The organism is Pseudomonas sp. B21-017, assembly GCF_024749245.1.
Lineage (GTDB): Bacteria > Pseudomonadota > Gammaproteobacteria > Pseudomonadales > Pseudomonadaceae > Aquipseudomonas.
Window position 1 is genome coordinate 708,161 of record NZ_CP087194.1, and the last position, 23,467, is coordinate 731,627.

Here is a 23,467-nt window from a genome sequence, read left to right on the forward strand (position 1 = left end):
GCTGCCGAAGGCTGCGATTTTTTTGAGTATGGCGCAAGTACGCAGGCACAACGCTGCCACTTGCCTTCACCCGTCATCCCCCTGAAGCTATACGCCTTCAGGAGAGCCCGATGAACCTTGTTGAACTGACCGAACGCCTGCACGCCATTCGTGACCGCAATGACTGGCGGCAATTTCACAGCCCGAAAAACCTGGCCATGGCCGCGAGCGTGGAAATGTCCGAGCTGGTGGAAATCTTCCAGTGGCTGACCGAAGAACAGTCGCGCCAGTTGCCGGCGGACAAACTGGCCCATGCCGGGCAGGAAATCGGCGACATCGTGCTGTATTTACTGCTGCTGTGCAGCGAGTTGGGACTGGACATGAATGAAGTGGTACGTAACAAGCTCGCGGACAGCGAACGGCGGTTCAGCTGATGAGCGACCGTCATTTCGATCAGTTGGCGACCCGCTTCGCTGAAAAAATCTACGGTGGCGCCAAAGGGGCGATCCGCCTCGCGGTGCTGCAGGCCGACCTGGCCGAAACCCTGCCGGACCGCCCGTTGCGCGTACTGGACATCGGTGCCGGCCTGGGCCACATGTCGTTGTGGCTGGCCCAGCGCGGTCACCAGGTGACCCTGGCCGAACCCGCCGAGCCGATGCTTGAAGGCGCTCGCCAGCGTTTTGCCGAAGCCGGGCAGACCGCGACATTCATTCAGGCGCCGTGGCAGGAGTTGCTTGGTCAGCTCACCGAACCCTACGACCTGGTGCTGTGCCACGCCGTGCTGGAATGGCTGGCCGAACCCCATGCGATTTTGCCGGTGTTGCATCAACTGACGAAGCCGGACGGCTGGTTGTCCCTGGCGTTCTATAACCGCGATGCGCTGATCTACCGCAACCTGCTCAAGGGCCATTTCCGCAAGATGCGCAAGAACGACATGGCCGGCGAGAAGCAGAGCCTGACGCCGCAACAGCCGCTTGATCCACGGGATCTGGCAGCGCAACTTGAGGGGCTGTGGCGGGTCGAAACCCAGAGTGGAGTGCGGGTTTTTCATGACTACATGCCGGTGGAATTCCAGGCCCGCGCCGAACTGCTCGACTTGCTCGAAATGGAACTGGCTCACCGCCGTCACCCAAGCTTCGCCGGGCTTGGGCGCTACTTGCACTGGATCTGTCGGCCGATCTGACCGGAGTGCGCAATGAATAGTCGTTCAGGTTTACTGGTGATCTGTCTCGGGTTGGCGGCCTGTCAGGGCAGCAACCCTTACATCGCGACGTCCAATCCCTTGCCACCGGCACCGCCCCAGGCCGCCGGCACTTTCGACCGCAGCGCCTACCCGGCGGCGCCACGGGATTACGGTCGCTACCGCAGCTGGGCCTGGCTCAACGGGCACCTGCCTGCGGGCACGGCCTGGGCCGATTCGGAGCAGGTGGCCGAAGTCGTCAGCAATGCCCTTGACCAGCGCGGCTTGCGCCCACTGCACGACAACCGCCCGGCGGACCTGTTGGTCAGCGCCGACCTGCATCTGGAAACCCGCTTGCGCCAGGTGCAGGACGGCTCTGGTTACGGTGGCGGCTATGGCGGCGGGTATTACGGCGGTGGTTACAACCGCTACGGCACGGGTTACGGCATGTACAACAGCGTGCCGGTCGTCCGTACTTATCAGGTACAGGTTGTGGTGGTGCGGGTCGATCTGTTCGACGCAAGCACCGGTCAACCGGTGTGGAGTGCCAGTGCCGAAACCAGCAGTCAGGGCAACCAGAGCGAACGTGCCGATGCCCTGCGCGAAGCAGTCGAAAAGGCCATGTCGGCGTATCCTCCTAGTTAGCTTCCTGTTCAGGAAGCCTCCCGCAGGTGCATGTCTTCAATCGGAGAAAAATCATGTTCCGCCGTCTCGTTTTACTGGCCATCGCCGCGCTGCTCACTGCCTGCGCCGCCAACGAGGTCAATCATGACTTCGATGCCAGTCGCGACTTTGCCGCCTATCGCAGTTGGAGCTGGAAAGAGCCCGCCGTGCAATACCGTCCCGACGACCCAAGGATCAAGAGTGACCTGACCGAGCAACGCATCCGCCAGGCCGTTGCCGATCAACTGGATCAGCGTGGCTTGCGTCCGGCCGCCGCCGGCGCCAAGGCAGACCTTAAGGTGCAGACCTACCTGATCGTTGAAGATCGCCAGCAACAAGTGACCACCTCCTATGGTGGCGGTTATGGTGGCCCATGGAACGGTTATTGGGGCGGGCCGATGTACAACGAAACCCGCAACGTCAGCTACAAGGTGGCGACCATCCAGATCGACCTGCTCGATGGCAAGGACGGCAAACTGGTGTGGCGTGGCAGCGACGAGCAAACCCTCAGCCGCACACCGAAGCCAGAGGACCGCAGCAGTACGATACGCCAGACGGTCGGGCGCATATTGGCTAACTATCCACCGCGCTAAATGGCTTAACCCTCTAACACTACAGCCCCTGTAGGAGCGAGGCTTGCCCGCGAAGAAGACACCGCGGTTTTTCAGTCATTACGCGTTATCGTTCTTCGCGGGCAAGCCTCGCTCCTACAGGATCTTCGTCGTCACACAAGCCCACAATAAGTTGGTGGGATGGCTAGTTGCCAGCAATCCGGCAAACCCTTGTCTACACTGCTCTTCATCAATGGAGGTAGCCCTCGGCGGTGTGCCGGCAAAGGAGTGCGCCATGTCTCCCTGCTTGCAGTTTCGTAGCCCGGCCCGGCAACGGGGATCGATCGGTTTGATGGCAGTGCTGACCCTCGGCATGGCCCTGGTGTTCCTGCTGATCGTGGTCGACAGTGGCCGCTTGTACCTGGAGAAACGCAGCTTGCAGCGGATAGCCGACATGGCCGCACTGGAGGCTGCCACGCGCAACGGTGATTGCGCCGTGGGTGCCAGCGCTACCGCCTATGCCACCGCCAGCGTAAACCGCAACGGCTTCACCCTTCCTGACCCCACGCGCAGCCTGGCGGTAGCCTGTGGCACCTTGAGCCTGGACGCCAACAGTCTTCGGGTTTTTGTGGCTAACCCAAGCAGCAGCGAAGCCATTCGGGTGATCGTCAGTCATTCAGTGCCGCAGAGTTTCGCCGGTGGCGTTGGCGCTCTGTTCGGCGGTGCGCCGGCCGGGGCCACCCTCAACCTGACGGCGACCGCCGTTGCGGCGCTGCCGCCACCGCTGGCATCGCTGACCCTGCGCACCACAGCGCTGAGCATCGATAGCAGCAAGTCGGCCACCCTCAATGCGCTGTTCGGCGGTTTGCTCGGCGGCAGTCTGAACGTGTCCGTGGCAGGGTGGGATGGGTTGGTGAACACCAACATCAGGCTGCTGGGTTACCTTGATCGACTGAAGGTCGACCTCGGCCTCAACGCCGCCGGGTATAACCAGGTATTGGGCGCTTCGGTGGCCGTCAGCCAATTGATCCAGACCGCCATCAATGTGCTGGACCCCGGCGGCACCCTCGGCGCGACGGCGACTATTGTCGGTCTGCAAGCCCTCAAGGTGGCCGCTGGCTCCACGACTGTGGTGTTGGGCAATCTGCTGCACGTCGAGAACGGCAGCGACGTCTCAACGTTCGAGACGACTGTGAGTGTGTTCAACCTGATCGAAGGCGTCGTGCAACTGGCCAACAAGAAAAACGGTGTGGTGGCGACAGTGCCGATCAATCTGGCAGGGCTGGCGCAAATCACCGCTCGGGTGCAGGTGTTGGAGCCGCCGCAACTCTCCGCGATCGGCAATCCGAAAAACGCCGCGCTGGATCCGCTGGGGCCCAATCGGATCTACGTGAGAACCGCACAGCTTCGCACGTTGTTGTCGATCGACTTGCCGGCGCTGGACGCCATCGCGGCGCTGGTCAATGCCGCGGCGGATCTGGCAGGACCGCTGACCAACACCCTCAACGCCTTGCTCAATCTCGACCTGGTGGCGGTGCTCAATTCACTGACCTGTGCCATCGGCGTGCCCTGTCAGACGCCCGACGTCATCGTGCTACCGGGGCCGATACGGCTCGACGTGGCGCTGGACGTCGCCAGTGCCGATAGTTACGTCACGGCTTACAGCTGCATCAGCAACACCAACAAAACCCTGACCACCAACACCAGCGCATCGCTGGTGAACCTGAAAATCGGCCGGATCGATGCCGCCAGTATGTTCGGCAGCAACACCGCACCACCGACGGTCACGGTGCAGCCGTTGAAACTGATCGATATCGGGATCAAAACCTGTCGCAGGTTGTTGTTCGTGCCCATCACCTGCGATCCGCGTGTGCCAGGCGTCGGTGGTGGCATCGATGTCGTTGCCGACACCAGTGTGGCGGCGAACACCAACATGCCCCATGTCTACTCCGCACCACCGGCCAACAGCCTGCCGGACATCAACCAGCCGCCGTTTTACTATTCATTTTCCACCAGCAGCATTGTCAGCAACTTGCTCAACACCCCGGTCAACCTTCACGTCGATATGTATGGCCCGTCAGGCAGTCTCGTCGGCGGTCTGGGGGCGATCCTGAGCAGCGTGACCAGTTTGCTGGTCAGCGCAATCAACGGCGTGCTCAACCCGTTGCTCGATAGTCTGATCAACACTGTGCTGATAAGCCTTGGGGTCGACTTGAACAAGGTCGACGTCGGCGCCAACCTCAGTTGTCACTCAGGGCGCGCGTCGCTGGTGATCTGATCGCCCGTGACAGGCAACTCAATGCAGAAACGCGCGCCTTCGGCCGAGTTTCTTACGCTCAACCGTCCGCCCATGTTCTCGACGATGCCGTAACTCACCGACAACCCGAGCCCAGTACCGACGCCCACCGGTTTGGTGGTGAAGAATGGCTCGAAAATCCGCTCCAGCAACCGTGGGTCGATGCCGCCGCCGTTGTCCTCGACCCACAGCCGCACTGAATGCTCATCACGTTCGGCGTACAGCGAAATCCACGGTTTGAACGCCGGGTCGGCCTCGCGTTTGCTCAGCAACGCATCCCGTGCATTGACCATCAGGTTGATCAGCACCTGTTCCAGCTGATCGACGTAACCGCGCACCTGCACATCAAAACCGCTCTCGCTGACCCGCAGCTCAATGCCTTTGCCGCGCAAGCCTTCGGACAGCAGCGCCAGCGTGCCCTCGATGGCTTGAACCGGATTGAACGGCTGCTGCTCGACCTCCGAACGCCGGCCGAACACCCGCATGTGATCCACCACCTTCGCGGCGCGCTGGACTTGTGCGTCGATGCGATTGAGCTTGTCAGTCAGGTAATCGATTTGCGCATCGCCATTGCTCAGACGCTTGAGCACATTGACGATGGCCATGCGCATCACGTTCAGCGGCTGATTGATTTCATGGGCAAGCCCGGTGGCCATTTCGCCGAGGGTGGCCATTTTCGCGCTCTGGGTAAGCTGCTGCTGGGCGCGCCTGACCTCAGTGTTGTCGCGGCCCACGGCCTGAATTTCCAGCAAACGACCCTCTTCGTCGAACACGCCGCGATCCGACCAGACCCACCAGGCATGTTCCCGTCCCGGCAGTTGCAGGTTGATCTCCGCAGTGCTGACCGGGAACTCCGGGCTCAGTCTACTGAGGCGCTGGAGGAACGCTTCGCGCTGCTCCGGCGACATCCAGCTGCCCAGATTCACCCCCGGCAGCTGCTCGGGCTGGCATTCCAGATAGGTCGCCAGAGGCCGGTTGCCGAACGTCAGCGTCAGGTCGGGGCGGTAGCGGCAGATCATCGCCGGGGAGTCTTCCACCAGGATCCGGTAGCGCTCTTCACTCTGTTTGACTTTCTCGGTGGCCAGGGTCGCCTCGGTGACATCCAGCCACAGGCCCACGGCTTCCACCGGCAACCCGAGGTCATCGCGCAGCAGTTTGGCTTCGTCGAGCAGCCAGTGGTAATCGCCGTGACTGTCGCGCAGTCGATAACGGGCGCTCACCGAACCCTCGCGCAGCAGTTGCCGGGTACGCTCGAAATAGCCGTCGCGGTCTTCAGGATGGACCCGCTCCACCAGCGAGCCTGCGGCGCAATCGGCGAGCGACCAACCGAGCAGCGGCAACAGGCTGTCACTGAAAAACGTCGGTTGCAGCGCCCCTTCGACATAGCGCTGCACGTAGATCACCGCCGGTGAACTGGCGATCAGGTTGTCCAGCCGGGCATGGGCGGCAGCGGCGTTCTGCTGTTGGTTTTTGATGTCGCTGATGTCGAGCATGAAACCCACCAGCCGGCGGTTTTTACCGATGCCCAACGCCTGGCCTTGCAGTCGATACCAGATCGGCGCTTGCGCCGTGTCGGGGCGATGCAGACGTACGCACAACAGCAACGGCGCGCCTTCGTCTTGCAAGGATTGCAGGCGAATCGTCAGCTCTTCACGGTCGGCGGGATGAATCTGTTCGAGCCAGTCGTGCAGCGGAAAACGAGTGCTCGCAAGGTTCAGCGTACTGGCGAGCGACGGCGCCAATTGCACTTCGGCATGGTCGCTGAAGACCTCCCACCAACCGGTACCGAGCAAGGCTTGTAGAGATTCCAGCCGCTCCAGTTGCAGGTGGTGCTGATGCTCGCGCAAGCGCTCCAACAGCGGCCCGGCCAGGGCGGCGGTGAGTTGCAACCAGTCGCGCTCGCTCAAGTCGGGGGCACGTTCTTGCACCGGGTAGAAACCACAGAGCAACCACGCGACCACGCCCTGGGCATTGCGATAGGGCACCGCGAACCCTTCGGCATTACCGAAGATGCTTTGCAGGCGTGGGTGCTCGCTGGGTGTCAGCTGTTGGGGGACTGAGCCATTCAAACTGTCGAGGCCGGTGCCCAGGCGTTGATGGGTTTCCCACAACCTTGGTGCATCGAAGGCCGCGTACTGCTGGTGAATCAACCAACCCTCGGCCTGTTCATCGAGCAAGGCCATGGCCATGCACGGGATCTGAAAACGCTGGGCCAGGCCTTGCAGTTGTTCGGCCAGTACCTCGGGCAGGCGCGTCAGGCTGCACAGGCGCAACTGCTCGCTGACCTGCGCCGCGAGCAACTGGCACTGTTCACGACTGCGCGCTTGTCGACGTTCGAGCAACAGATCGCCGATGTCGATCAACTGCAATAACCATCCTTCGCCCAACGGCTGCACCCAGCCGCGCAGGTGCAGCGGTTGTCCGGCGAGGCTGAAAAAATCCAGGTCCAGGTTTTGTCCTTGCCACTCGGCCGGTGTGCCTTCGACCGACAGGGCGCTATGGGGCATGAGGTAATCGAGCAGGTGCGGTGACTGCGCGTCGGGTATCTGTTGCGCCAGCAGATGCCGCAACGGACCGCTCAGCTGAATCACTCGACCTTCATCATTCAGATGCAGCTGCAAGCCGACACGCTGCACGCTCGCAGGCTCTGGCGTGTTCGGGGTCTGTGGCGGGTGACGATTGAGCAGACGCCCGAAGAGTTTGTCCCCGGAGCTCAAAACTGCAGGCTCGATTGGGCCGTGAGGGTCGGCGGCAGATTGGGCACCGAACCGATTCCCGGCAGTACCAGAAACGGCAGCACTTGATTCAGTTTACTGGTGGGGTAGTTGATGCTGACCGTCAGCACGCCGCCGGTGTAGGTGGCGCTGGCGTCGGTGGCCACGTTGAAGTTCAGCGCGGCGGGAATCCAGGCCAGCTGCCGGGTCAGTTCGGTGGTCGCGATGTTTCTGACCGCCGTGTCGTAATTGGCGGTGCTCGGGTCCAGCGCCACACTGCGACGCACCGCTTCGGCCGTGGACTTATTGAACGATTGCATCAGCAACAGCGGCAGGCTGTAACTGACCAACCCATAAAACACGGCGAAAAAAATCACGAATACCAAGGCGAACTCAATCGCCACGGCACCTTTTTGCTTGCGGGGGAGGCCTGTTTTCATGAGTGCGTCTACCCTGACAATTACTGCGTAGTGTCAGCATAGAATCATTCAGCCAAAACGGACGTTTTTTACCGGATGCAGAGCCTTGTCCTACTCATCTGGCTGACGCTTTGCGCAGCACAGGATGCCCGAGAGCGCCACATCGCCAATGGCCTGACCGTCGGTGCAGGTGTGCTGGCGCTTATCTATCTGTTGTGGACAGGGACTACGTGGCTGGGGGCCGAGGCGGTGCAGGGCGGCTGGGCTTTGTTGTTGGCATTGGCCTTCACCTTGCCCGGTTATGCAGTGCGACGCATGGGGGCAGGCGACGTGAAGCTGATGGCGACGCTGGGTCTTGCGACGGACGGTACGCACCTGCTCGGCGGTTTCATCGGCGCCGGGGTGGCCAGTGTGCTCTGGCTGCTGCTGGCGCCAAGACTCTGGCTGCATATGGGGCAGAGGCTTAGAGCGCGTCTTCGTTACCTGGAGCCTGGCGCGTCAAAAAAGCAGCCCTTTGCGCCGTTCGTGCTGGTGGGTGTGCTGCTCACACTGGCCTGGATGCATTAATCGCAGGCGTCCCCTGTTCTATGTACATAGTTGGAAAGTGCGTCTACTTTCAAAATTGTTGTTGTACAGCCTGTGGTGTCGGTGCAGGAGCAGCCAAGCCAGACTTGGCATGGAGTGGCACGTGAACAAGCTTACCTCGGCAGTAAAAGTTCTTGTGGTTGATGATGAGCCGTTGATTGTCGAAGAGCTTTGCGAGTTCATCGAGCTCAATGGTTATCGCTGTGTGCCTTGTGTCTCCGGCCATCAGGCGATCGAGCGTTTCAGCGAAGACGTGAATATCGGCTTGGTGTTGTGTGATTTGCAGATGCCTGACATGGATGGCATCCAGCTTGTCCAGGCGCTGCAGCGGTTGTCGGGCAAGCACCGGGCGTTCGAGGCGATCATGCTCACCGGGCATGCGAACAAGCAGGATGTGATCAAGGCTTTGCGTATCGGGTTCGCCGATTACTATCAGAAGCCGATTGATCTGGCTGAGTTGCTCGAAGGTTTGCAGCGTCAGGAGGTGGCCTTGCAGGAGCGGCAGAGAAATCTGCAGTTGGGGCATTTGAGTCAGAAGCTGCAGTATCTTTGTGAATCGATCGATGAGCTTTATCAGGATCTGGACAAGGTTCGTCGGGGGGCGTCTCCGGAACCTGTGTCAGGTTCAGTTGACGGTGTGGTCGGTGAACCGGAGCGGGTGGTGGGGATGCCGGCGGTGTTCAATCAGTTGTCGCCGCGTCAGTTGGAGGTGGCGCAGTTGGTGGGCAAGGGGCAGACCAATTATCAGATTGCCTGTGAGTTGGGGATTACCGAGAACACGGTGAAGCTTTATGTGTCGCAGGTGTTGCGGTTGACGCATATGCATAATCGTACGCAGGTGGCGTTGGCGTTGTCGCCCGGGAATGCCGGGGGGCGGCGGGTTTCTGCGCATTGATCTTGGCGGCCTTTGGGCCGACCATGTTCTTGTTGACCGGGTACATATCCATTTCTGCGGTAACGGCTGCTTAGGGTTCCGCTCTTACAGCGGGTCACTTTTGGCAAACGCCCCAAAAGTAACCAAAAGGTCTCGCCCCGAACGTACGGCCCCTCGCTGAGGCTCGGGGTTCCTTCGCTCCGGTATTCATCTGGGGGCATCGCCCTACGGTTGGCTTCGCTTCAACCTACATGCGATGTGTTCGACTGCGTCGAACGGCGCTGCGCGCCAATCCCCAGATGAACACCTCCACTCAGCCTCCCGAAGGGGCGGGTGGATCAAGATCAAAAGCGGCAGGCGAGCTAACGCTCGGCCTGTAGTTTGGCGGGTGTATGCCGCTCCCCTGTGAGCTGCCGAAGGCTGCGATCTTTTGATCCTGGCGGCCTGACAGCCGACCAATCTCTCCCAGACATACACCGACCCACTTGTAGGAGCGAGCGGTGCGGCGATCCGACTTGCCCGCGAAGACGGCCTTACAGGCAACGATGTTTATTGGTCGGTAAAAACGTCAGAACCTTCCCACATGTTTTTCAGGTTGCCCGTCGGAAGCGGCGTCTCTAGCCTTTGTCCGTCGCTGACAATTCAGCGACCGGGCGTCGCGGCTCGATTCTTGAGGCATAATCGCTCCACCGAACAACAACACTTTTTGGTGTCTGTCGTTTCGTGTCATGGCGACTGTGCGCGGGATACCTTCGGGTATGCCGAGCAAGCCTCAGGGGTCGGTCCGCGAACCCGCGTACAGCTGCCACCCCAAATTGCGTCGCGGCAATTTGGAAGTGGCTCCATTTCATCCCGGAGGTGTAATCATGTTCAAAGCCACACCAAATCCCCCTGAAACTGACGACGTTTCGCCCTACGAATCCCTCGATTCGAAAAAACTCAACGAAGCCGCCGAACGCGCGCTCGACCACTACCTCAAGCCACCACCCAAACAACCCGAAGGCCGCAAGCCAAGCAGGATGTTTCAGGTCGCCCCGGACATGGACAACGAAAGCCTGCTGGCCCATGTCTGCGAATCACTGGCCTCAGCCAGCGTCATGACCAGCGATATCGCCGCCTATGTCGACGCCCCGCAGCGGCATACGCTCCTGGCGATTCAGCAGGTGATCATGCTGGCCGAGCTGGCGGTGAATCGGGTGCTGGATAACGTCGACGTACCAAAAGCCGCGCCACACAGCTGACCCCTTGCAGGAGCGGGCCCCTCACCACAGGCTCGCTCCTACAGGATCGTCAGTCTTTCAAGAACCAAAAGCCCGCGCCAGCGCGGTGAAGCTCGGTCCGGCCAGCACGATCAGCAATGCCGGGAAGAGGAACAGCATCATCACCACGGACATTTTCGCGGACATTTTGGAGATGTATTCCTGCAAGCGTGTCAGGCGTCGGTCATCGAGCAGCAGCTTGAGCGCCAGCAGTGATTTCATCGCGCCGCCGCCTTGGTGAATCAGTTGTTGAAGGATCACGCAGGTGTCGGTGAATTCGTCCACCGCGAGCAATTGGGTGGCCTTGTTCAGTTCTTCGCCCAGTTCCAGACCGGAATCGACCCGCGCCAGTATCAGGCGCAATTCGTGGGTCAGGGTCGGTAGCAGTTGTTTGCCTTCGACGCTCAACACTCGCAGTGACTGTTCCACCGCCATGCCGGATTCGAACAGGATGCGCAGCAGTGGAATGAAGGTTGATACCTCGATCGCCAGTTGTTTTTGCCGCTGCTGCGCGGCGGCGGCGAGCAAGCGTTTGGGCAGCAGGTAGCCGAGGGCTGTGGCGAGGGTTGGAGTGATCCAGTGGTTGTTCACCTGCGGGAAGAACAGGCCCTGAATCAACAGGCACAGGGCCAACGCCAGCACCGGTGTGCCGATCTGGCAGGCGGCGAACAGCGAGCGTTGTCGGGCGCTGCGCCAGCCGAGGCGGTTGAGCAGGGTCTGGGTTTCGTTGTCCAGTTGGATCGAACGCTGACCGATGCGGCTGTCGCCCAGCAGTTGTAGCCAGTGACTGACGCGATGGTCGCTCAGCGGTTTGCCGTCCAGCCGTTGGGCTACCTGGCGTGCACGCCGGTGCTGGTCCAGCAGGCCACTGAGCAGCAACAGCGTGGCCGCCAGAAACAGCAGTGCGCTCAGCAGCAGGGCGATTTTCATACGCTTCGCAACATGCGCCACAGCGCTAGGCAGCCCACGACCTGCAAGCCGAACGCGGTCGCCAGCATCATTTGTCCCGAGCCGCTGTTCCACATGGCCAACAGGTATTTCGGATTGGACACCAAAAAGTAACCGGCAAGCCCCACAGGCATCAGCCCCAGCACCACGGCCGTGACGCGGGTTTCGCCGGTCATGGCGCGCAGTTGGCGCGCCGCCTGGTCTCGTTCGCGGATCATTTTGATCAGGTTTTCAAACAGCTCACTGGCATTGCCGCCGTAGCGGTGATTGACCTTCAGGCCCAGGGCGAACAGGCGAAACTCGTCTTTCTCATACAGCTCGGCGAGGTCCGAGATGGCGTCTGGCAGGCTGACGCCCAAGTGCACGTTGCGTTGAACCCGACCCATGGCGTCTTTCAGTGGCGCTTCGGCGGCGTTGATGGCGCCCAGCACTGCATCGGCCAGGGTGCGTCCGGACTTCAGGCTGCGCACGGTGTGGTCGAGCAGCGTCGGCAGTTGTTCGATCATGCGCTTGAGTCGGCGCTGATATCGCCAGCTGATGTACAGCCGCAGAGCCAGGGGCGGCACCAGTAGCAACATCAACAAACCGATCCAGCCCGCGAGGGCAAACCCCAGCAGGGCGCCCAAGGCCCAGAGCAGCAGCCACGACCCGATGCGCTCGGTGGGGCGCCCGAGGCCGGCGCGTAGAAAGGTCCGTTCCAGGCCAGACCAGGATGATTTCGCCACGGTCAGTTGCGGTTGCCCTTGGGTCAGGCGGCCGAGGGTTCGGTCGATGCCGGCCTGGCGCAGACTGTTGTAGAACAAACGGATCGACACCCCCAACAGCGTCAGGCAAAGCAGGATGAGCAGCGCCGGTTTGAGCATGCCGTGACCCTCAATACGCCAAGGGAGAGAGTGCCGACTCGCGACGCAGTTTGTCGCCGGCGGGGTTGGCCGCCTCGCGCAGAAAACCGCGGCCGGTGTGTCGGTCGAAGCGGAACAGGGTGTTGGTCACGTAGACGTCGTCACGAATACCGACGACCTCCACCACTTCGCTGACGCAGCGGCGGCCATCGGGCAGGCGCGTGAGTTGGATCACTACGTCCAGCGCCGCGCAAATCATTTGCCGCAGGGTGCGTTCGGCGATGAGCCGCCCGGTCAGGCCCACCAGCGTCTCCAGGCGCAACAGCGCATCCTGGGCGTTGTTGGCGTGCACGGTGCTCATGGAGCCGTCGTGCCCGGTGTTCATGGCGGTGAGCACGTCGACCACTTCGACGCCGCGAATCTCGCCGAGGATGATCCGGTCCGGGCGCATCCGCAGCGCGTTGCGAATCAGGTCGCTGGCCTTCACTTCGCCGTGGCCTTCGGCATTCGGCGGTCGGGTTTCCAGGCGTACCACGTGAGGATGGCCGAGTTGCAGTTCGGCGACGTCTTCGATGGTGACCAGCCGTTCGTGAGGGGCGATCAATTGGCTGAGAATGTTCAGCAGTGTGGTCTTGCCGGTGCCGGTACCGCCGCTGACCAGGATGTTGCAACGCTTGCCCACAGCCTCCTGAATGAACTCGAAGATCGCCTGGTCGATGGTTTGCATCGCCATCAGGTCGGTACTTTTGAGCATGTCCTTGCGGAACTTCCGAATCGACAGGCATGGGCCGTCGAGGGCAATCGGTGGAATGATCGCGTTGACCCGACTGCCATCGGGCAGGCGTGCATCGACCATCGGCGAAGACTCATCGAGCCGTCGGCCCAGGGGCGCGAGAATCCGTTGCATGACCCGCTCGACGTGGTGGTCGTCGATGAACCGCAGGTCACTGAGGTGCAACACTCCCTCACGTTCGACGAACACCCGGTGCGGGCCGTTGACCAATATTTCGGTCACCGCCGAGTCGCGCAGCAGCACTTCCAGCGGACCGAAACCGGTGAGTTCGTCGACGATTTCTTCCGCCAGCCGTTCCATCTCGTAGCGGGAAATCGCCAGGTGCAGACGGGCGATGTATTCGGCGACTTTGTCGGTGACGAACTGCGACAGCATGGGCCGCGACCCTTCCAGCAGGTTTTTTCCGGACTCTTCGATGGCGTCGATGATGTAGCGGTGCAGCACCAGTTTCAGGCCTTCGTGGTCGGTATTGCCGGTCGGCCCGTGCGAAGGCGCGCCGAAGAGTTTTTCCCCGCTCATTGCACGCCCCTCAACCGGTTGAACCAGCCGGCCTTGGGCTTATCCGGGCTTTCGGAGCGTTTGGCCAGCTGCTCGCCGAGGGCGCGCAGGCTTTGGGTCAGGCCCTCGCGCGGGGCCAGCTCGAACAGGCTCAGCCCTTGATTCTTGGCGTTGAGTCGCACTTCCGGGCTGTAGGCAAACACCGCGATCACCTCCATGCCGAAAGTTTTGCCCAAGGTGTCGGAGTCCGGCGCGACGCTGCGCAGGTAGCGGTCCACCAGCAATCTGGCGTGGTCGAGCTTCAGGCCTTTTTCGCGCCAGCGGCTGAGCACCTCAAGGTTGCGTCGGCAGTCGAGCACGTTTTGATCGGTGTACCACAGCAACTTGTCGCAATGGCTGACGAAGGTGCGCAATGCTTCACTGTCCGACTGGCCGGTGAGGTTCACCACGATGTGCTGGAAATGTTGGCGCAAGGCACTGAGCAGCATGTACAGCTCGGCGGCGCTGGTCTGTTCGAGCGGTTCATCGTTGCTGGCGTAGGCGAGGATTCGCAGCCCGGCGTCGCAGGTAGTGAAGGCGCTGTCGATCAGCGTTGCGTCGAGGCGCCTGAGGTGGCGCAATGCATCGCCGAAATGAAACGAACTCTCCAACCCCAGCAAGGCCAGGCTGTCGCCACGGGGCAGCCCCAGATCCAGCAACAGCGTTTGCTGGCCGCTCTTTTGCACCACGTGCGCCAGGTGGTTGGCGAGCAACGCGCCGTCGCCATTGCCCTGCGCACCGTAAAGTACGGTCAGGCCACCTTGTGGAATCTGTTGGGTGTTCGGCGCCACGGTCGGCAGGCGTTTACTCAGGCGTCGCACCAGGCCGGCGACTTCACTGGACCGCGAGCCGTAAGAGACAAAATCCCGTGCTCCGGCGCGCATGGCATTGAGCACCAGTTGGTTGTCCATGCCATCGCCCAGGGCCACGATCGCCAGCATCGGTTTGGCTTCCAGGGCTCCCTCGATCAACGCGCTCTGGGCCACCACATGCTCATGGTCCAGGCCCACGAACACCAGGCTGGCGAAGGTCACGTCCACCAGTGTCAGGAGCTCGTCGAGGTTGCCGCCCCCGGCGCTGATCACTCGACCCAAAGGGGCGAGCGCCCCTTGCAGCCACTCGAAGTCGGTGTTGTTGCGTGTGATCGCGAGGAAGGTCTGGCTCAGGTTCTGGCTTTGGCTCATTGCGATAATCCGCCGTGTTTATCGACGTGGCCGTTTTCGAGGAAGTGCTGCGTGAAACATCTGCGCATGGAGAGTCCTCGCTCGATTCAGGGCGTTTGTTGGGTGACGGCATTGCCGCGAATGACTTCCACGCTCGGCTTGCGAGGTGCTGCGCCTCTGGGGGCGGGGGATTGTGGAGTGCCGGCCAGGGCGAGTTGACTGAACTGCACCAGCTCGCGGTTGGCGTTGGCCAGGCTCGCCGATGAGTCACCACGGCCGGCCCAGTATTGGCTCAGGCGTTGTTCCTCGGCGCTGCGCACAGCCAGACGCAAAACCCCGACCTGCGCCGCGAGCATCAGGCGGCTCAAGAGGGATTCAGGGACGGCGAGCAACACGGTGCGGGCGCTGGTGCGCAGTTGTTCCTGCTTGAGTTTCTCTTCATGGCTGAGTGCCGGGTTGGCAGGCTTGCCATCATTCGTCAGCCCCAACTGCTCGCCGACCCCGAGTACGCGCAACGCCGGGACCACGACCTGGGCCGACTGCTGGAGGTTGTTGGTGTCCATGCGCAGAAACAGCAGCACATCGACATAATCGCCGGGGCTCAATTGGCCGCCGACATTGATCACATCATCCGCCGCCACGGCGAGGGCGCGTTCATCGGCGCGGATCATCCGCGCCAGCGTACCGCCGGCTTCGAAACTCTGATCATTGAGCCAACTGCCGGCGGTGAGCGCGCGCCAGGGTGTACGGCCAATGGCTTGTTCGAGACGGGTCAGGCAGCCCACCGGGGCGGTACGCAGTTTTTCCAGGGTCACGTCGGCGGCGGTGATCTGCTCGAACGGTGCGATATCACGCAGCAGCACCACCACCGGTTGGCGGGTCGGGTCGTCCACCGAGGCCAGTATCGAGGGCGTTGATGTGCCGATTTGTGCGACAGGCTCGGGGGCCGGTTGGCGACTCAGCGCCAGCCCCCAGTAACCGGCAATGATGGCGCCTGCCAGGAACAGCCCGGCCAGGCCCAGGGTGACGCGGCTGTTCATGAAGGCTCTCCCCCTTTCCTGCGGCGTAACGCCCCCAAGCCTTCTAACGAGATGACTTCGTAATCAGGCAGTTATGAACGTGGGACTGTTTCGCTATTTGACGGTAGCGCAGGTAAAGCAAAATGCCATCACTGAGCGGTAAATATCTGACAAAAGTAACGGGCTGATGCCCAAAGTACTGTTTTGTGACGTTAATCAACCGGTTACTGCTTAAGTATTAATGCGTTCTTACAGTTGTTGGGCATGGGTTTGCCGACAATGCTGATGCTGGCATATGGGAATCATGTTGCGGCAGTGCAACAACCGCTGTCATTCAGGAGACGCGTCATGTCCTTCACTAAAACGGTTCAGAAGATCAAATCCCAAATCGCTTTTTACAAAGACCTTGCCAAAGACACTGAAGGCGCTTCGGGCATCGAGTACGCGATCATTGCAGGCATGGTGGCACTCGCGCTTGCGGCGTTTGTGACACCCATCTCCACGAGGGTCTCCGCAATGTTCCTCACGCTTCAAAACGCGCTTTGATTTGAAGGCTGGCAATGGGCAGTCATTTGCCAATCCCGTAAAGGGCCTCTAACGTCATGGCTCAGTCCATTGCAGGTGTTGCCCCATGAACGCTCCAGCCCTCCCTCGGCAACAGCTTCTTCTGGTCGATGATGAGGAGGATGCGTTACTGGAACTGGCGGAGTTGCTGGAGGGCGAGGGTTTTACGTGTTTTACGGCAACGTCGGTCAAGCTCGCCCTGCATCATTTGACTCGTCATCCTGATATTGCGCTGGTGATTACTGATTTGCGGATGCCGGAGGAAAGCGGCATATCGTTGATCAAGCGTCTGCGTGAGCACACGGCTCGTCAGCATTTGCCGGTGATTGTGACGTCGGGGCATGCGGATATGGAGGATGTGAGTGACATGTTGCGCTTGCAGGTGCTGGATCTGTTTCGCAAGCCGATCTATCACGTGCGTTTGTTGGATACGTTGAATAATTTGTTTCCGCAGCCTCGGGGTTTGGTGAGTTCCTGAGCGTACTGTGGCGAGGGGGAAAGCCCCCTCACCACAATCCATCAGGCAACCGGCCGCCACTGCCCCACCATATGCTCGATCTCCCCGCTCCCCATCAACTGGAAGTCCCCACTGGACCCCTCCGCGCTGGACATCAGCGTCACTTCGCTGGGCAAACGCACCGGTTTTCTGAACTGCACCGCAATCTCGACGTTGGCCGTCGGTAGATGATCGCTCAGGGCAGCCAGGGTGCGCGCCTTGTTCCACAGGCCATGGGCGATGGCGCTGGGAAAGCCGAAGAGTCTGGCGCTGATCGCGCTCAGGTGAATCGGGTTGTAGTCTCCAGACACTTTGGCGTACCGGCGACCAATGTCCGCCGGTGCTTTCCAGTGGGCCACTTCGGTCAGCGACAAGGTCGTTGCAAACGCTTGCTCGACAGGCTCGCCTGCCAGTTTGACCCCGCGACAGAGCATCTGGCTTTCGGCTTCCCACAGCAGCCCCAATTGGTCGTCGAGCGTCGTCACTAACTCGAAGGTCGCGCCCTTGGCATGGGGTTGCAGGTTCTGCACCTTCACGCTGACCCGCACGCGGCTCACGCCACCCATGGGGCGCATGACTCGGATGCGATTGCTCAAGTGAATCAGCCCCAGCAGCGGGAAGGGAAACGCCTTGGCGGTGAGCAGCTGCATCTGCAAGGCAAACGCCAGGATGTGCGGATACGTCGGTGGCAGCAGCCCGTTGTCGGCGAAACCACACACTTTGCGATAAGCCTCCAGGCGTTTCGGATCGACGTTGACCCAACAGTGATAACCCAGCTCAGGCAGTGCGGTGCCGGTGATTTTGCGTCGCGTTGCCGCTCTTAAATACAGCGTCTGCAAGCCCGGTTCGCTATTGAGTGTGTGCCAGTCGGTGGTCATGGTCAGGCTCCCAACACGCTTTGCCCGCACACGCGCAGTGCTTGCCCGGTAAACGCTCCGGTGCCCGGTTGTGCCATCCAGGCCACGGCTTCGGCGACGTCTTGCGGCAGGCCGCCCTGGCCCAACGAACTCAAGCGCCGCCCGGCTTCGCGTACGCCGAAGGGCAGGTGCGCGGTCATCTGGGTTTCGATAAACCCTGGCGCCACCGCGTTGATGCTGATGCCGCGCCCTGCCAGCAGTGGCGCCCAGGCCTGGGCCAGGCCAATCAGCCCGGCCTTGCTCGCGGCGTAATTGGTTTGCCCGCGATTGCCGGCGATGCCGCTGATGGACGCCAGCAGGATCACTCGGCCGTCGTCGCGCAGGGTGCCGCTGTCGAGCAGCGCCTTGGTCAGCACTTGCGGTGCGTTGAGGTTGACCGCCAGCACCGCGTCCCAGAATTCCGGGGTCATGTTGGCCAGGGTTTTATCCCGGGTGATGCCCGCGTTGTGCACCACGATGTCGACGCCGTCCGGCAAGTGTTCGATCAGTTGCGTGGCGGCGTTTTCGGCGCAGATGTCCAGGGTGATGCTGCGTCCGCCGAGGCGAGCGGCCAGGGCGTCGAGATCGGTTTTGGCCGGCGCCACGTCGAGCAGGATCACCTCGGCGCCGTCCCGGGCCAGGGTTTCGGCGATCGAGGCGCCGATGCCCCGGGCTGCCCCGGTTACCAGTGCCTTGCGCCCTGACAAGGGGCGTGTCCAGTCCATCACCTGCGTCGCACACGCCTTCAAACGTATGACTTGTCCGGAAATGAACGCACTTTTGGGCGAGAGGAAAAATCGCAACGGGCCTTCGAGTTGATCTTCGGCCCCTTCGCCGACATAGATCAGCTGCAAGGTGCCGCCGTTGCGCAGTTCCTTGGCCAGCGAACGGCTGAACCCTTCCAGCGCCCGTTGGGTGCTGGCGGCGAACGGGTCGCTCAAGGTCTCTGGCGCGCGACCAAGAATCACCAGGTGCGCATGGTGATCGAGGTTTTTCATCAGTGGCTGGAAGAACTCGCGCAGCTGTTTCAGCTGATCGACCTGCACCAGGTCACTGGCGTCGAACACCACGGCTTTGAGTTTCTGGCCGTGGCCGGGAATCCACGCGGTGGCCAGGGTCGGGTCGGTGCCGTAGCTGTAAATCGTGTCGGTCAAGCGGTTGGCGAGGGTGCTGACTTTTTCCGTCAGCGGGCCACCGCCAATCAACAGCGCCCCCTCGACAGGCCGCAATCGGCCTGCTTGCCAGCGTTCCAGCCGTACCGGCGACGGCAGACCCAGGGCACCGACCACACGATGGCCGATGGACGAATTGGCGAAGTCGATATAGCGGTCAGACATGAATCACGCTCCAGAAGCCGGGGTTAAAAGTGTGGACCAGGAATGGCAATTAGTCGTTCGATCCACGAGATAAGGCCTACGCTTGAACATTGCAGGTTGGTTTGAGCTTGGGTTTAGCAGGTCTTTCAGGAATTGCAGCCCGCTCCCACAGGGATGTGTGTTCACCATTGACTATCAGAAGGAGCTTTTTTCATGACTCAGCTGCGTCGCGTCGCGATTATCGGTGGTAACCGTATTCCTTTTGCCCGGTCCAACGGGCCGTACGCCACTGCCAGTAACCAGGCGATGTTCACCGCAGCGCTGGAAGGCCTGATCGAGCGCTATAACCTGCACGGTGTGCGCATGGGCGAAGTGGCCGCCGGGGCCTTGCTCAAGTATTTGCGCGACTACGGCCTGACCCGTGAATGCGTATTGGGCTCGCGGTTGTCGCCGACAACGCCGGCCTACGACATCCAGCAAGCCTGCGGTACGGGGCTGGAGGCAACATTGCTGGTGGCGAACAAAATCGCCCTGGGGCAAATCGAATGTGGCATTGCCGGCGGCGTCGACACGGCCTCGGACGTGCCGATCGGTGTCAACGAAGACTTGCGCAAGATTCTCTTGCAAGCCAACCGCGCCAAAAGCACCGCTGACAAACTGAAAACCTTCCTGCAATTGCGTCCCCGACACCTGATCCCGGACTTTCCAAGTATCGGCGAGCCGCGCACCGGCCGGTCGATGGGCGAACACTGTGAATTGATGGCCCAGACCTGGGGCATCCCGCGTGACGAGCAGGATCGGCTGACCCTCGAAAGCCATCAGAAACTGGCGGCGTCCTACGCCGAAGGCTGGCACAACGATCTGATGACGCCGTTCCTCGGCCTGACTCGGGACAACAACCTGCGCCCGGAGCTGACCCTGGAAAAACTCGCCTCACTGAAACCGGCCTTCGAGAAAAGTGCCAAGGGCACCCTGACCGCGGGCAACTCCACGCCACTCACCGATGGTGCGTCGGTGGTGCTGTTGGGCAGCGAGGAATGGGCGAAGGAGCGCGGTTTGCCGGTGCTTGCCTATTGGCGCGATGGCGAGGCGGCGGCGGTGGATTTCGTCAACGGTGCCGAAGGGCTGCTGATGGCGCCGGTGTATGCGGTGCCGCGATTGCTGGCGCGCAACGGCCTGACCTTGCAGGATTTCGATTACTACGAAATCCACGAAGCGTTTGCCGCGCAGGTGCTGTGTACGTTGAAGGCCTGGGAAGATCCGGAGTACTGCAAAACCCGTCTCGGCCTCGACGCGGCGCTGGGTTCCATCGACCGCAGTCGCCTCAACGTCAAAGGCAGTTCACTGGCCGTCGGGCATCCGTTTGCCGCCACCGGTGCGCGCATCGTCGCCAACTTGGCGAAGCTGCTGGACGCGGCGGGCAAGGGCCGAGGGTTGATTTCGATCTGCGCCGCCGGCGGTCAGGGCGTGACGGCGATTATCGAGCGCTGATTATTGAGGGCTGAGCACTGCCGCGTTTTGCTGCGCGGCCAGTTGCCGGTTGCGGTTGGCGTAACCCTCGGCCATCACCGAGCACACGATCAGCTGCAACGGGTGGTAGATCATGATCGGCAGCAGGATCAACCCAAGGCCGGGGTTGGCGCCGAAGATCAGCGCCGCCATCGGTGCCCCGGCCGCCAGGGACTTCTTGCTGGCGCAGAACACTGCGGCGATCTCGTCGGCGGGGCTGAACTTCAGCGCGTGGGCGGTGCGGGTGGTCATCCACAGGATGATCGCCAGCAGAATCGCGCTGCCAATCAACGCCGTGAGAATCACGCTGTTGCCCTGTTGCTGCCACATCCCCGAGACCATCGAGTTACAGAACGCCGAGTACACCAGCAGCAGGATCACCAGCTTGTCGGCGATGTTGGTGTAGCGCTTGTGCCGAGCGAAAAACCTGCCCAGCCATGGCCGCAGCAATTGCCCGAGTACCAGCGGCAACAACAGCATCGCGCACAAGTCGAGCAGGGTTGAACCCAGGTCGATGCCGCCAGCGCCGCTGCCGACCACGAAACTCACCAGCAACGGTGTCAGGAAAATCCCCAAGACGCTGGACAGGCTCGCGTTGAGAATCGCCGCCGGTACGTTGCCGCCCGCGCTGCCGGTCAGGGCCACGGACGAAGAGATGGTCGAGGGCAGGGCGCAGAGGTAGAGGAAACCGAGCATCAGCAACGATGGAATGTGTGAGCCCAGCAGTGTGTCGCTCAGCAGCCAGATCAACGGAAACACCGCAAAGGTGAAGGCTTGAACCATCACGTGCAGCTTCCAGTTTTTCAGCCCGTGGCGGATCTGCTCGCTGGAGAGGTTGACCCCGTGCAGGAAGAACACCAGGAACACACCGATGTTGATTACATACTCAGCGTGCATCCCGCCGCCGGTAGCGCCGAAGGTCGGGAAGAAATACGCCAGCAGCGTGGCGATCAGCATGCCGCACAAGAACCAGTCGGTGACCACGCGTTTAAGGTGTTTGAAGGCATGCATAACCGGCACCGAATCCATTTGTAAGAATTGATGACTTAGCCTAACGTCGGCCCTGTCAGCCGTCTTGCGACATAAGGCCAATCAATGCCGACTAACGGACAACTTACCCTCGAGCGGACCATCCCGGCGCTGACGGTGTTGCCGCGTCCGTTGTATGCGCGGGCGGAAAGCCTGAACGCCGGTTCGTGGACGCCGCCTCATCGTCATGATTGGGTGCAGTTTTCCTACGCCATCAGCGGCGTTCTCGGCGTGCACACCGCCGAGGGCAGTTTCTTTGCGCCGCCGCAGTGGGGCATCTGGATTCCGGCGGATCTCGAACATCAGGTCGTGACCTCGATGCGTGCCGAAATGCGCAGCCTGTATGTGCGCCGCGAGGACTGCCAATGGGCGGACGGGCGTTGCCGGGTGCTGGAAGTCACGCCTTTGGCGCGGGAGCTGATCAAGCGCTTTTGCCAGTTGCCGGTGGAGTATCCACAGGGCGACAGTCAGGAGGCGCGATTGGTGGGCGTGCTGCTCGATCAGTTGGCGAGTCTGCCGGAGGTGGGGTTTTCCTTGCCGCTGCCCCGGCATGAGCGACTGCTGGGTTTGTGCAACGAACTGATCGAAAGTCCCGAGTGCACGGTGACCTTGCAGGAATGGGCCGAGCGTTTGGGCATGTCGGAGAAAACCCTGATGCGGCTGTTTCAGCGCGAGACCGGGTTGAGCTTCCGCAGTTGGCGGCAGCGCATGCGGCTGCTGTCGTCGTTGAGTTTGCTGGAGGAGGGGGACAGCGTGACCAATGCCGCGCTGTCTTGCGGGTATGACTCGACGTCGGCGTTTATTGCGGCGTTCAAGGGGTTGTTCGGGTTTACCCCCGGGGAGTTGTTCAAGCAGTAATTGTGGCGAGGGAGCTTGCTCCCGCTGGAGCGCGAAGCGGTCCCAATTCAGCCAACGCGGTGCATTAGATATTCCGCGTTTGCCGGTTTACGACTGCTTCGCAGCCGAGCGGGACGGTGCGGCGATCCGACAAGCTCCCTCGCCACAGGTATCGGTTTCGACCAGTTGGATCAGTGACTTCAGGTCCTGAAGCGGCGAACCAACCCGTCCAGCTCATTCGACAAGCCTGCCAGGCTCTGAGAATCCAGCCGCGCCGAGTTTGCCAATTCCGCCACCAACTGCGCATCGCCATGAATCTGGCTGATATGCCGATTGATGTCCTCGGCCACCTGATGCTGTTCCTCAGCCGCCGTGGCGATTTGAGTATTCATGTCACGAATCACATCCACCGACTCACGGATCTGCCCAAAGCTGCTGCGCGCTTCACCGATGCGGGTCACCGATTGCTGAGACACCTCCAGGCTCGCATGCATCTGCTGTGTTACCTGACTGGTGCGCTTGGCCAGGTTGCCCAGCAGGCCGTCGATTTCCGCCGTGGAATCGGCAGTTCGTTTGGCCAGGGCGCGAACTTCATCCGCCACCACCGCAAAGCCACGACCCTGTTCACCGGCCCGGGCTGCTTCGATGGCCGCGTTCAGGGCCAACAAGTTGGTCTGTTCGGCGATGGAACGGATGGTCCCGAGGATCGACTGAATGTCGTTGCTGTCGCGCTCAAGCTGTTGCATCGATTGCGCCGACTGTTCGATTTCCTGGCTCAAGCGATCGACACTGCTCACCGCGGCATCGATCTGCTGCTGGCCTTCACGGGCCTGGCGCTGACCGCTGTCGGCCGACTCGGCGGCCTGGCTGCAAGAGCGCGCGACTTCGTTGGCGGTGGCGACCATTTCGTGGAACGCCGTGGACACCATGTCCACCGCTTCACGCTGACGCCCGGCGGCTTCGGCCATGTCGCTGGACACTTGGGTCGAACTCTTGGA

Annotated in this window: 23 protein-coding genes; 12 read left to right on the forward strand and 11 right to left on the reverse strand. The window is 61.3% G+C overall.

What is annotated here, in order from left to right; translation table 11 throughout:
* The first annotated feature begins 110 nt into the window (after nt 1–110).
* From LOY28_RS03080 to LOY28_RS03100, 5 genes are all read left to right on the forward strand, one after another.
* Nucleotides 111–413: a MazG-like family protein gene (locus LOY28_RS03080; RefSeq protein ID WP_258613044.1), complete on the forward strand. Its 303-nt coding sequence runs from the start codon at nt 111–113 to the stop codon at nt 411–413.
* Entirely contained in the window at nt 413–1,162 is a 750-nt protein-coding gene (locus LOY28_RS03085; protein WP_018928410.1) for a methyltransferase domain-containing protein, read from the forward strand. Before LOY28_RS03080 ends, LOY28_RS03085 begins: the two co-directional genes overlap by 1 nt.
* A 12-nt stretch (nt 1,163–1,174) precedes the next feature.
* On the forward strand, nt 1,175–1,804 hold the full coding sequence (locus LOY28_RS03090; protein WP_258613045.1) for a DUF4136 domain-containing protein: 630 nt from the start codon (nt 1,175–1,177) through the stop codon (nt 1,802–1,804).
* Between the two features lie 53 nt (nt 1,805–1,857).
* A complete protein-coding gene (locus tag LOY28_RS03095; protein ID WP_018928408.1) occupies nt 1,858–2,415 on the forward strand; it encodes a DUF4136 domain-containing protein in 558 nt (185 codons plus the stop codon).
* A 253-nt stretch (nt 2,416–2,668) separates the two neighbouring features.
* Entirely contained in the window at nt 2,669–4,651 is a 1,983-nt protein-coding gene (locus tag LOY28_RS03100; protein WP_258613046.1) for a pilus assembly protein TadG-related protein, read from the forward strand.
* Here the strand turns inward: LOY28_RS03100 and LOY28_RS03105 are convergent.
* Both LOY28_RS03105 and LOY28_RS03110 read right to left on the reverse strand, forming a co-directional pair.
* On the reverse strand, nt 4,621–7,386 hold the full coding sequence (locus LOY28_RS03105) for an ATP-binding protein (protein ID WP_258613047.1): 2,766 nt from the start codon (nt 7,384–7,386) through the stop codon (nt 4,621–4,623). The genes LOY28_RS03100 and LOY28_RS03105 overlap by 31 nt on opposite strands.
* Entirely contained in the window at nt 7,383–7,823 is a 441-nt protein-coding gene (locus tag LOY28_RS03110) for a TadE/TadG family type IV pilus assembly protein (protein WP_018928405.1), read from the reverse strand. Before LOY28_RS03110 ends, LOY28_RS03105 begins: the two co-directional genes overlap by 4 nt.
* Nucleotides 7,824–7,898: 75 nt before the next feature.
* Here LOY28_RS03110 and LOY28_RS03115 point away from each other — a divergent pair, with 75 nt between their 5' ends.
* From LOY28_RS03115 to LOY28_RS03125, 3 genes are all read left to right on the forward strand, one after another.
* Nucleotides 7,899–8,369, forward strand: a complete 471-nt coding sequence (locus LOY28_RS03115; protein ID WP_018928404.1) for a prepilin peptidase — start codon at nt 7,899–7,901, stop codon at nt 8,367–8,369.
* 109 nt (nt 8,370–8,478) lie between these two features.
* The gene (locus LOY28_RS03120; RefSeq protein WP_018928403.1) at nt 8,479–9,282 is read left to right on the forward strand and encodes a response regulator transcription factor; all 804 of its coding nucleotides are present in this window, start codon (nt 8,479–8,481) and stop codon (nt 9,280–9,282) included.
* Between the two features lie 845 nt (nt 9,283–10,127).
* Nucleotides 10,128–10,502, forward strand: a complete 375-nt coding sequence (locus LOY28_RS03125; protein WP_086944033.1) for a DUF6124 family protein — start codon at nt 10,128–10,130, stop codon at nt 10,500–10,502.
* A 57-nt stretch (nt 10,503–10,559) separates the two neighbouring features.
* Here LOY28_RS03125 and LOY28_RS03130 read toward each other — a convergent pair whose 3' ends face one another.
* From LOY28_RS03130 to cpaB, 5 genes are all read right to left on the reverse strand, one after another.
* Nucleotides 10,560–11,450 (reverse strand): type II secretion system F family protein, encoded by an 891-nt coding sequence (locus LOY28_RS03130; RefSeq protein ID WP_064616076.1) that lies wholly within the window; start codon nt 11,448–11,450, stop codon nt 10,560–10,562.
* Nucleotides 11,447–12,331 carry a type II secretion system F family protein gene (locus LOY28_RS03135; protein ID WP_258613048.1) on the reverse strand — a complete coding sequence of 295 codons (885 nt, stop codon included), beginning with the start codon at nt 12,329–12,331 and terminating at the stop codon, nt 11,447–11,449. Before LOY28_RS03135 ends, LOY28_RS03130 begins: the two co-directional genes overlap by 4 nt.
* Nucleotides 12,332–12,341: 10 nt before the next feature.
* Complete coding sequence (locus tag LOY28_RS03140; RefSeq protein WP_018928399.1) at nt 12,342–13,622, reverse strand: CpaF family protein; 1,281 nt, start codon at nt 13,620–13,622, stop codon at nt 12,342–12,344.
* Nucleotides 13,619–14,824 (reverse strand): pilus assembly protein, encoded by a 1,206-nt coding sequence (locus tag LOY28_RS03145; RefSeq protein ID WP_258613049.1) that lies wholly within the window; start codon nt 14,822–14,824, stop codon nt 13,619–13,621. Before LOY28_RS03145 ends, LOY28_RS03140 begins: the two co-directional genes overlap by 4 nt.
* 86 nt (nt 14,825–14,910) lie before the next feature.
* Nucleotides 14,911–15,843: a Flp pilus assembly protein CpaB gene (gene cpaB / locus LOY28_RS03150; RefSeq protein ID WP_018928397.1), complete on the reverse strand. Its 933-nt coding sequence runs from the start codon at nt 15,841–15,843 to the stop codon at nt 14,911–14,913.
* Between the two features lie 327 nt (nt 15,844–16,170).
* On the opposite strand from cpaB, the gene LOY28_RS03155 reads away from it, so the two are divergent.
* The gene (locus LOY28_RS03155) at nt 16,171–16,368 is read left to right on the forward strand and encodes a Flp family type IVb pilin (RefSeq protein WP_258613050.1); all 198 of its coding nucleotides are present in this window, start codon (nt 16,171–16,173) and stop codon (nt 16,366–16,368) included.
* 85 nt (nt 16,369–16,453) lie between these two features.
* Nucleotides 16,454–16,864 carry a response regulator gene (locus tag LOY28_RS03160; RefSeq protein ID WP_111455400.1) on the forward strand — a complete coding sequence of 137 codons (411 nt, stop codon included), beginning with the start codon at nt 16,454–16,456 and terminating at the stop codon, nt 16,862–16,864.
* 41 nt (nt 16,865–16,905) lie between these two features.
* Here LOY28_RS03160 and LOY28_RS03165 read toward each other — a convergent pair whose 3' ends face one another.
* Entirely contained in the window at nt 16,906–17,760 is an 855-nt protein-coding gene (locus tag LOY28_RS03165; RefSeq protein WP_258613051.1) for a MaoC/PaaZ C-terminal domain-containing protein, read from the reverse strand.
* 2 nt (nt 17,761–17,762) lie between these two features.
* Nucleotides 17,763–19,115, reverse strand: a complete 1,353-nt coding sequence (locus LOY28_RS03170) for a 3-oxoacyl-ACP reductase (protein WP_258613052.1) — start codon at nt 19,113–19,115, stop codon at nt 17,763–17,765.
* A 192-nt stretch (nt 19,116–19,307) separates the two neighbouring features.
* On the opposite strand from LOY28_RS03170, the gene LOY28_RS03175 reads away from it, so the two are divergent.
* The gene (locus tag LOY28_RS03175) at nt 19,308–20,585 is read left to right on the forward strand and encodes an acetyl-CoA C-acetyltransferase (protein ID WP_064616081.1); all 1,278 of its coding nucleotides are present in this window, start codon (nt 19,308–19,310) and stop codon (nt 20,583–20,585) included.
* On the opposite strand, the gene LOY28_RS03180 is transcribed toward LOY28_RS03175, so the two are convergent.
* Complete coding sequence (locus tag LOY28_RS03180) at nt 20,586–21,614, reverse strand: bile acid:sodium symporter family protein (RefSeq protein WP_258613053.1); 1,029 nt, start codon at nt 21,612–21,614, stop codon at nt 20,586–20,588. It lies immediately after the preceding gene.
* An 84-nt stretch (nt 21,615–21,698) separates the two neighbouring features.
* Between LOY28_RS03180 and LOY28_RS03185 the strand changes: the two genes are divergently transcribed.
* Nucleotides 21,699–22,490 carry a helix-turn-helix transcriptional regulator gene (locus LOY28_RS03185; protein WP_018928390.1) on the forward strand — a complete coding sequence of 264 codons (792 nt, stop codon included), beginning with the start codon at nt 21,699–21,701 and terminating at the stop codon, nt 22,488–22,490.
* Nucleotides 22,491–22,669: 179 nt separating this feature from the next.
* On the opposite strand, the gene LOY28_RS30000 is transcribed toward LOY28_RS03185, so the two are convergent.
* The gene (locus LOY28_RS30000) at nt 22,670–23,437 is read right to left on the reverse strand and encodes a methyl-accepting chemotaxis protein (protein ID WP_370694472.1); all 768 of its coding nucleotides are present in this window, start codon (nt 23,435–23,437) and stop codon (nt 22,670–22,672) included.
* Between the last annotated feature and the right edge of the window lie 30 nt (nt 23,438–23,467).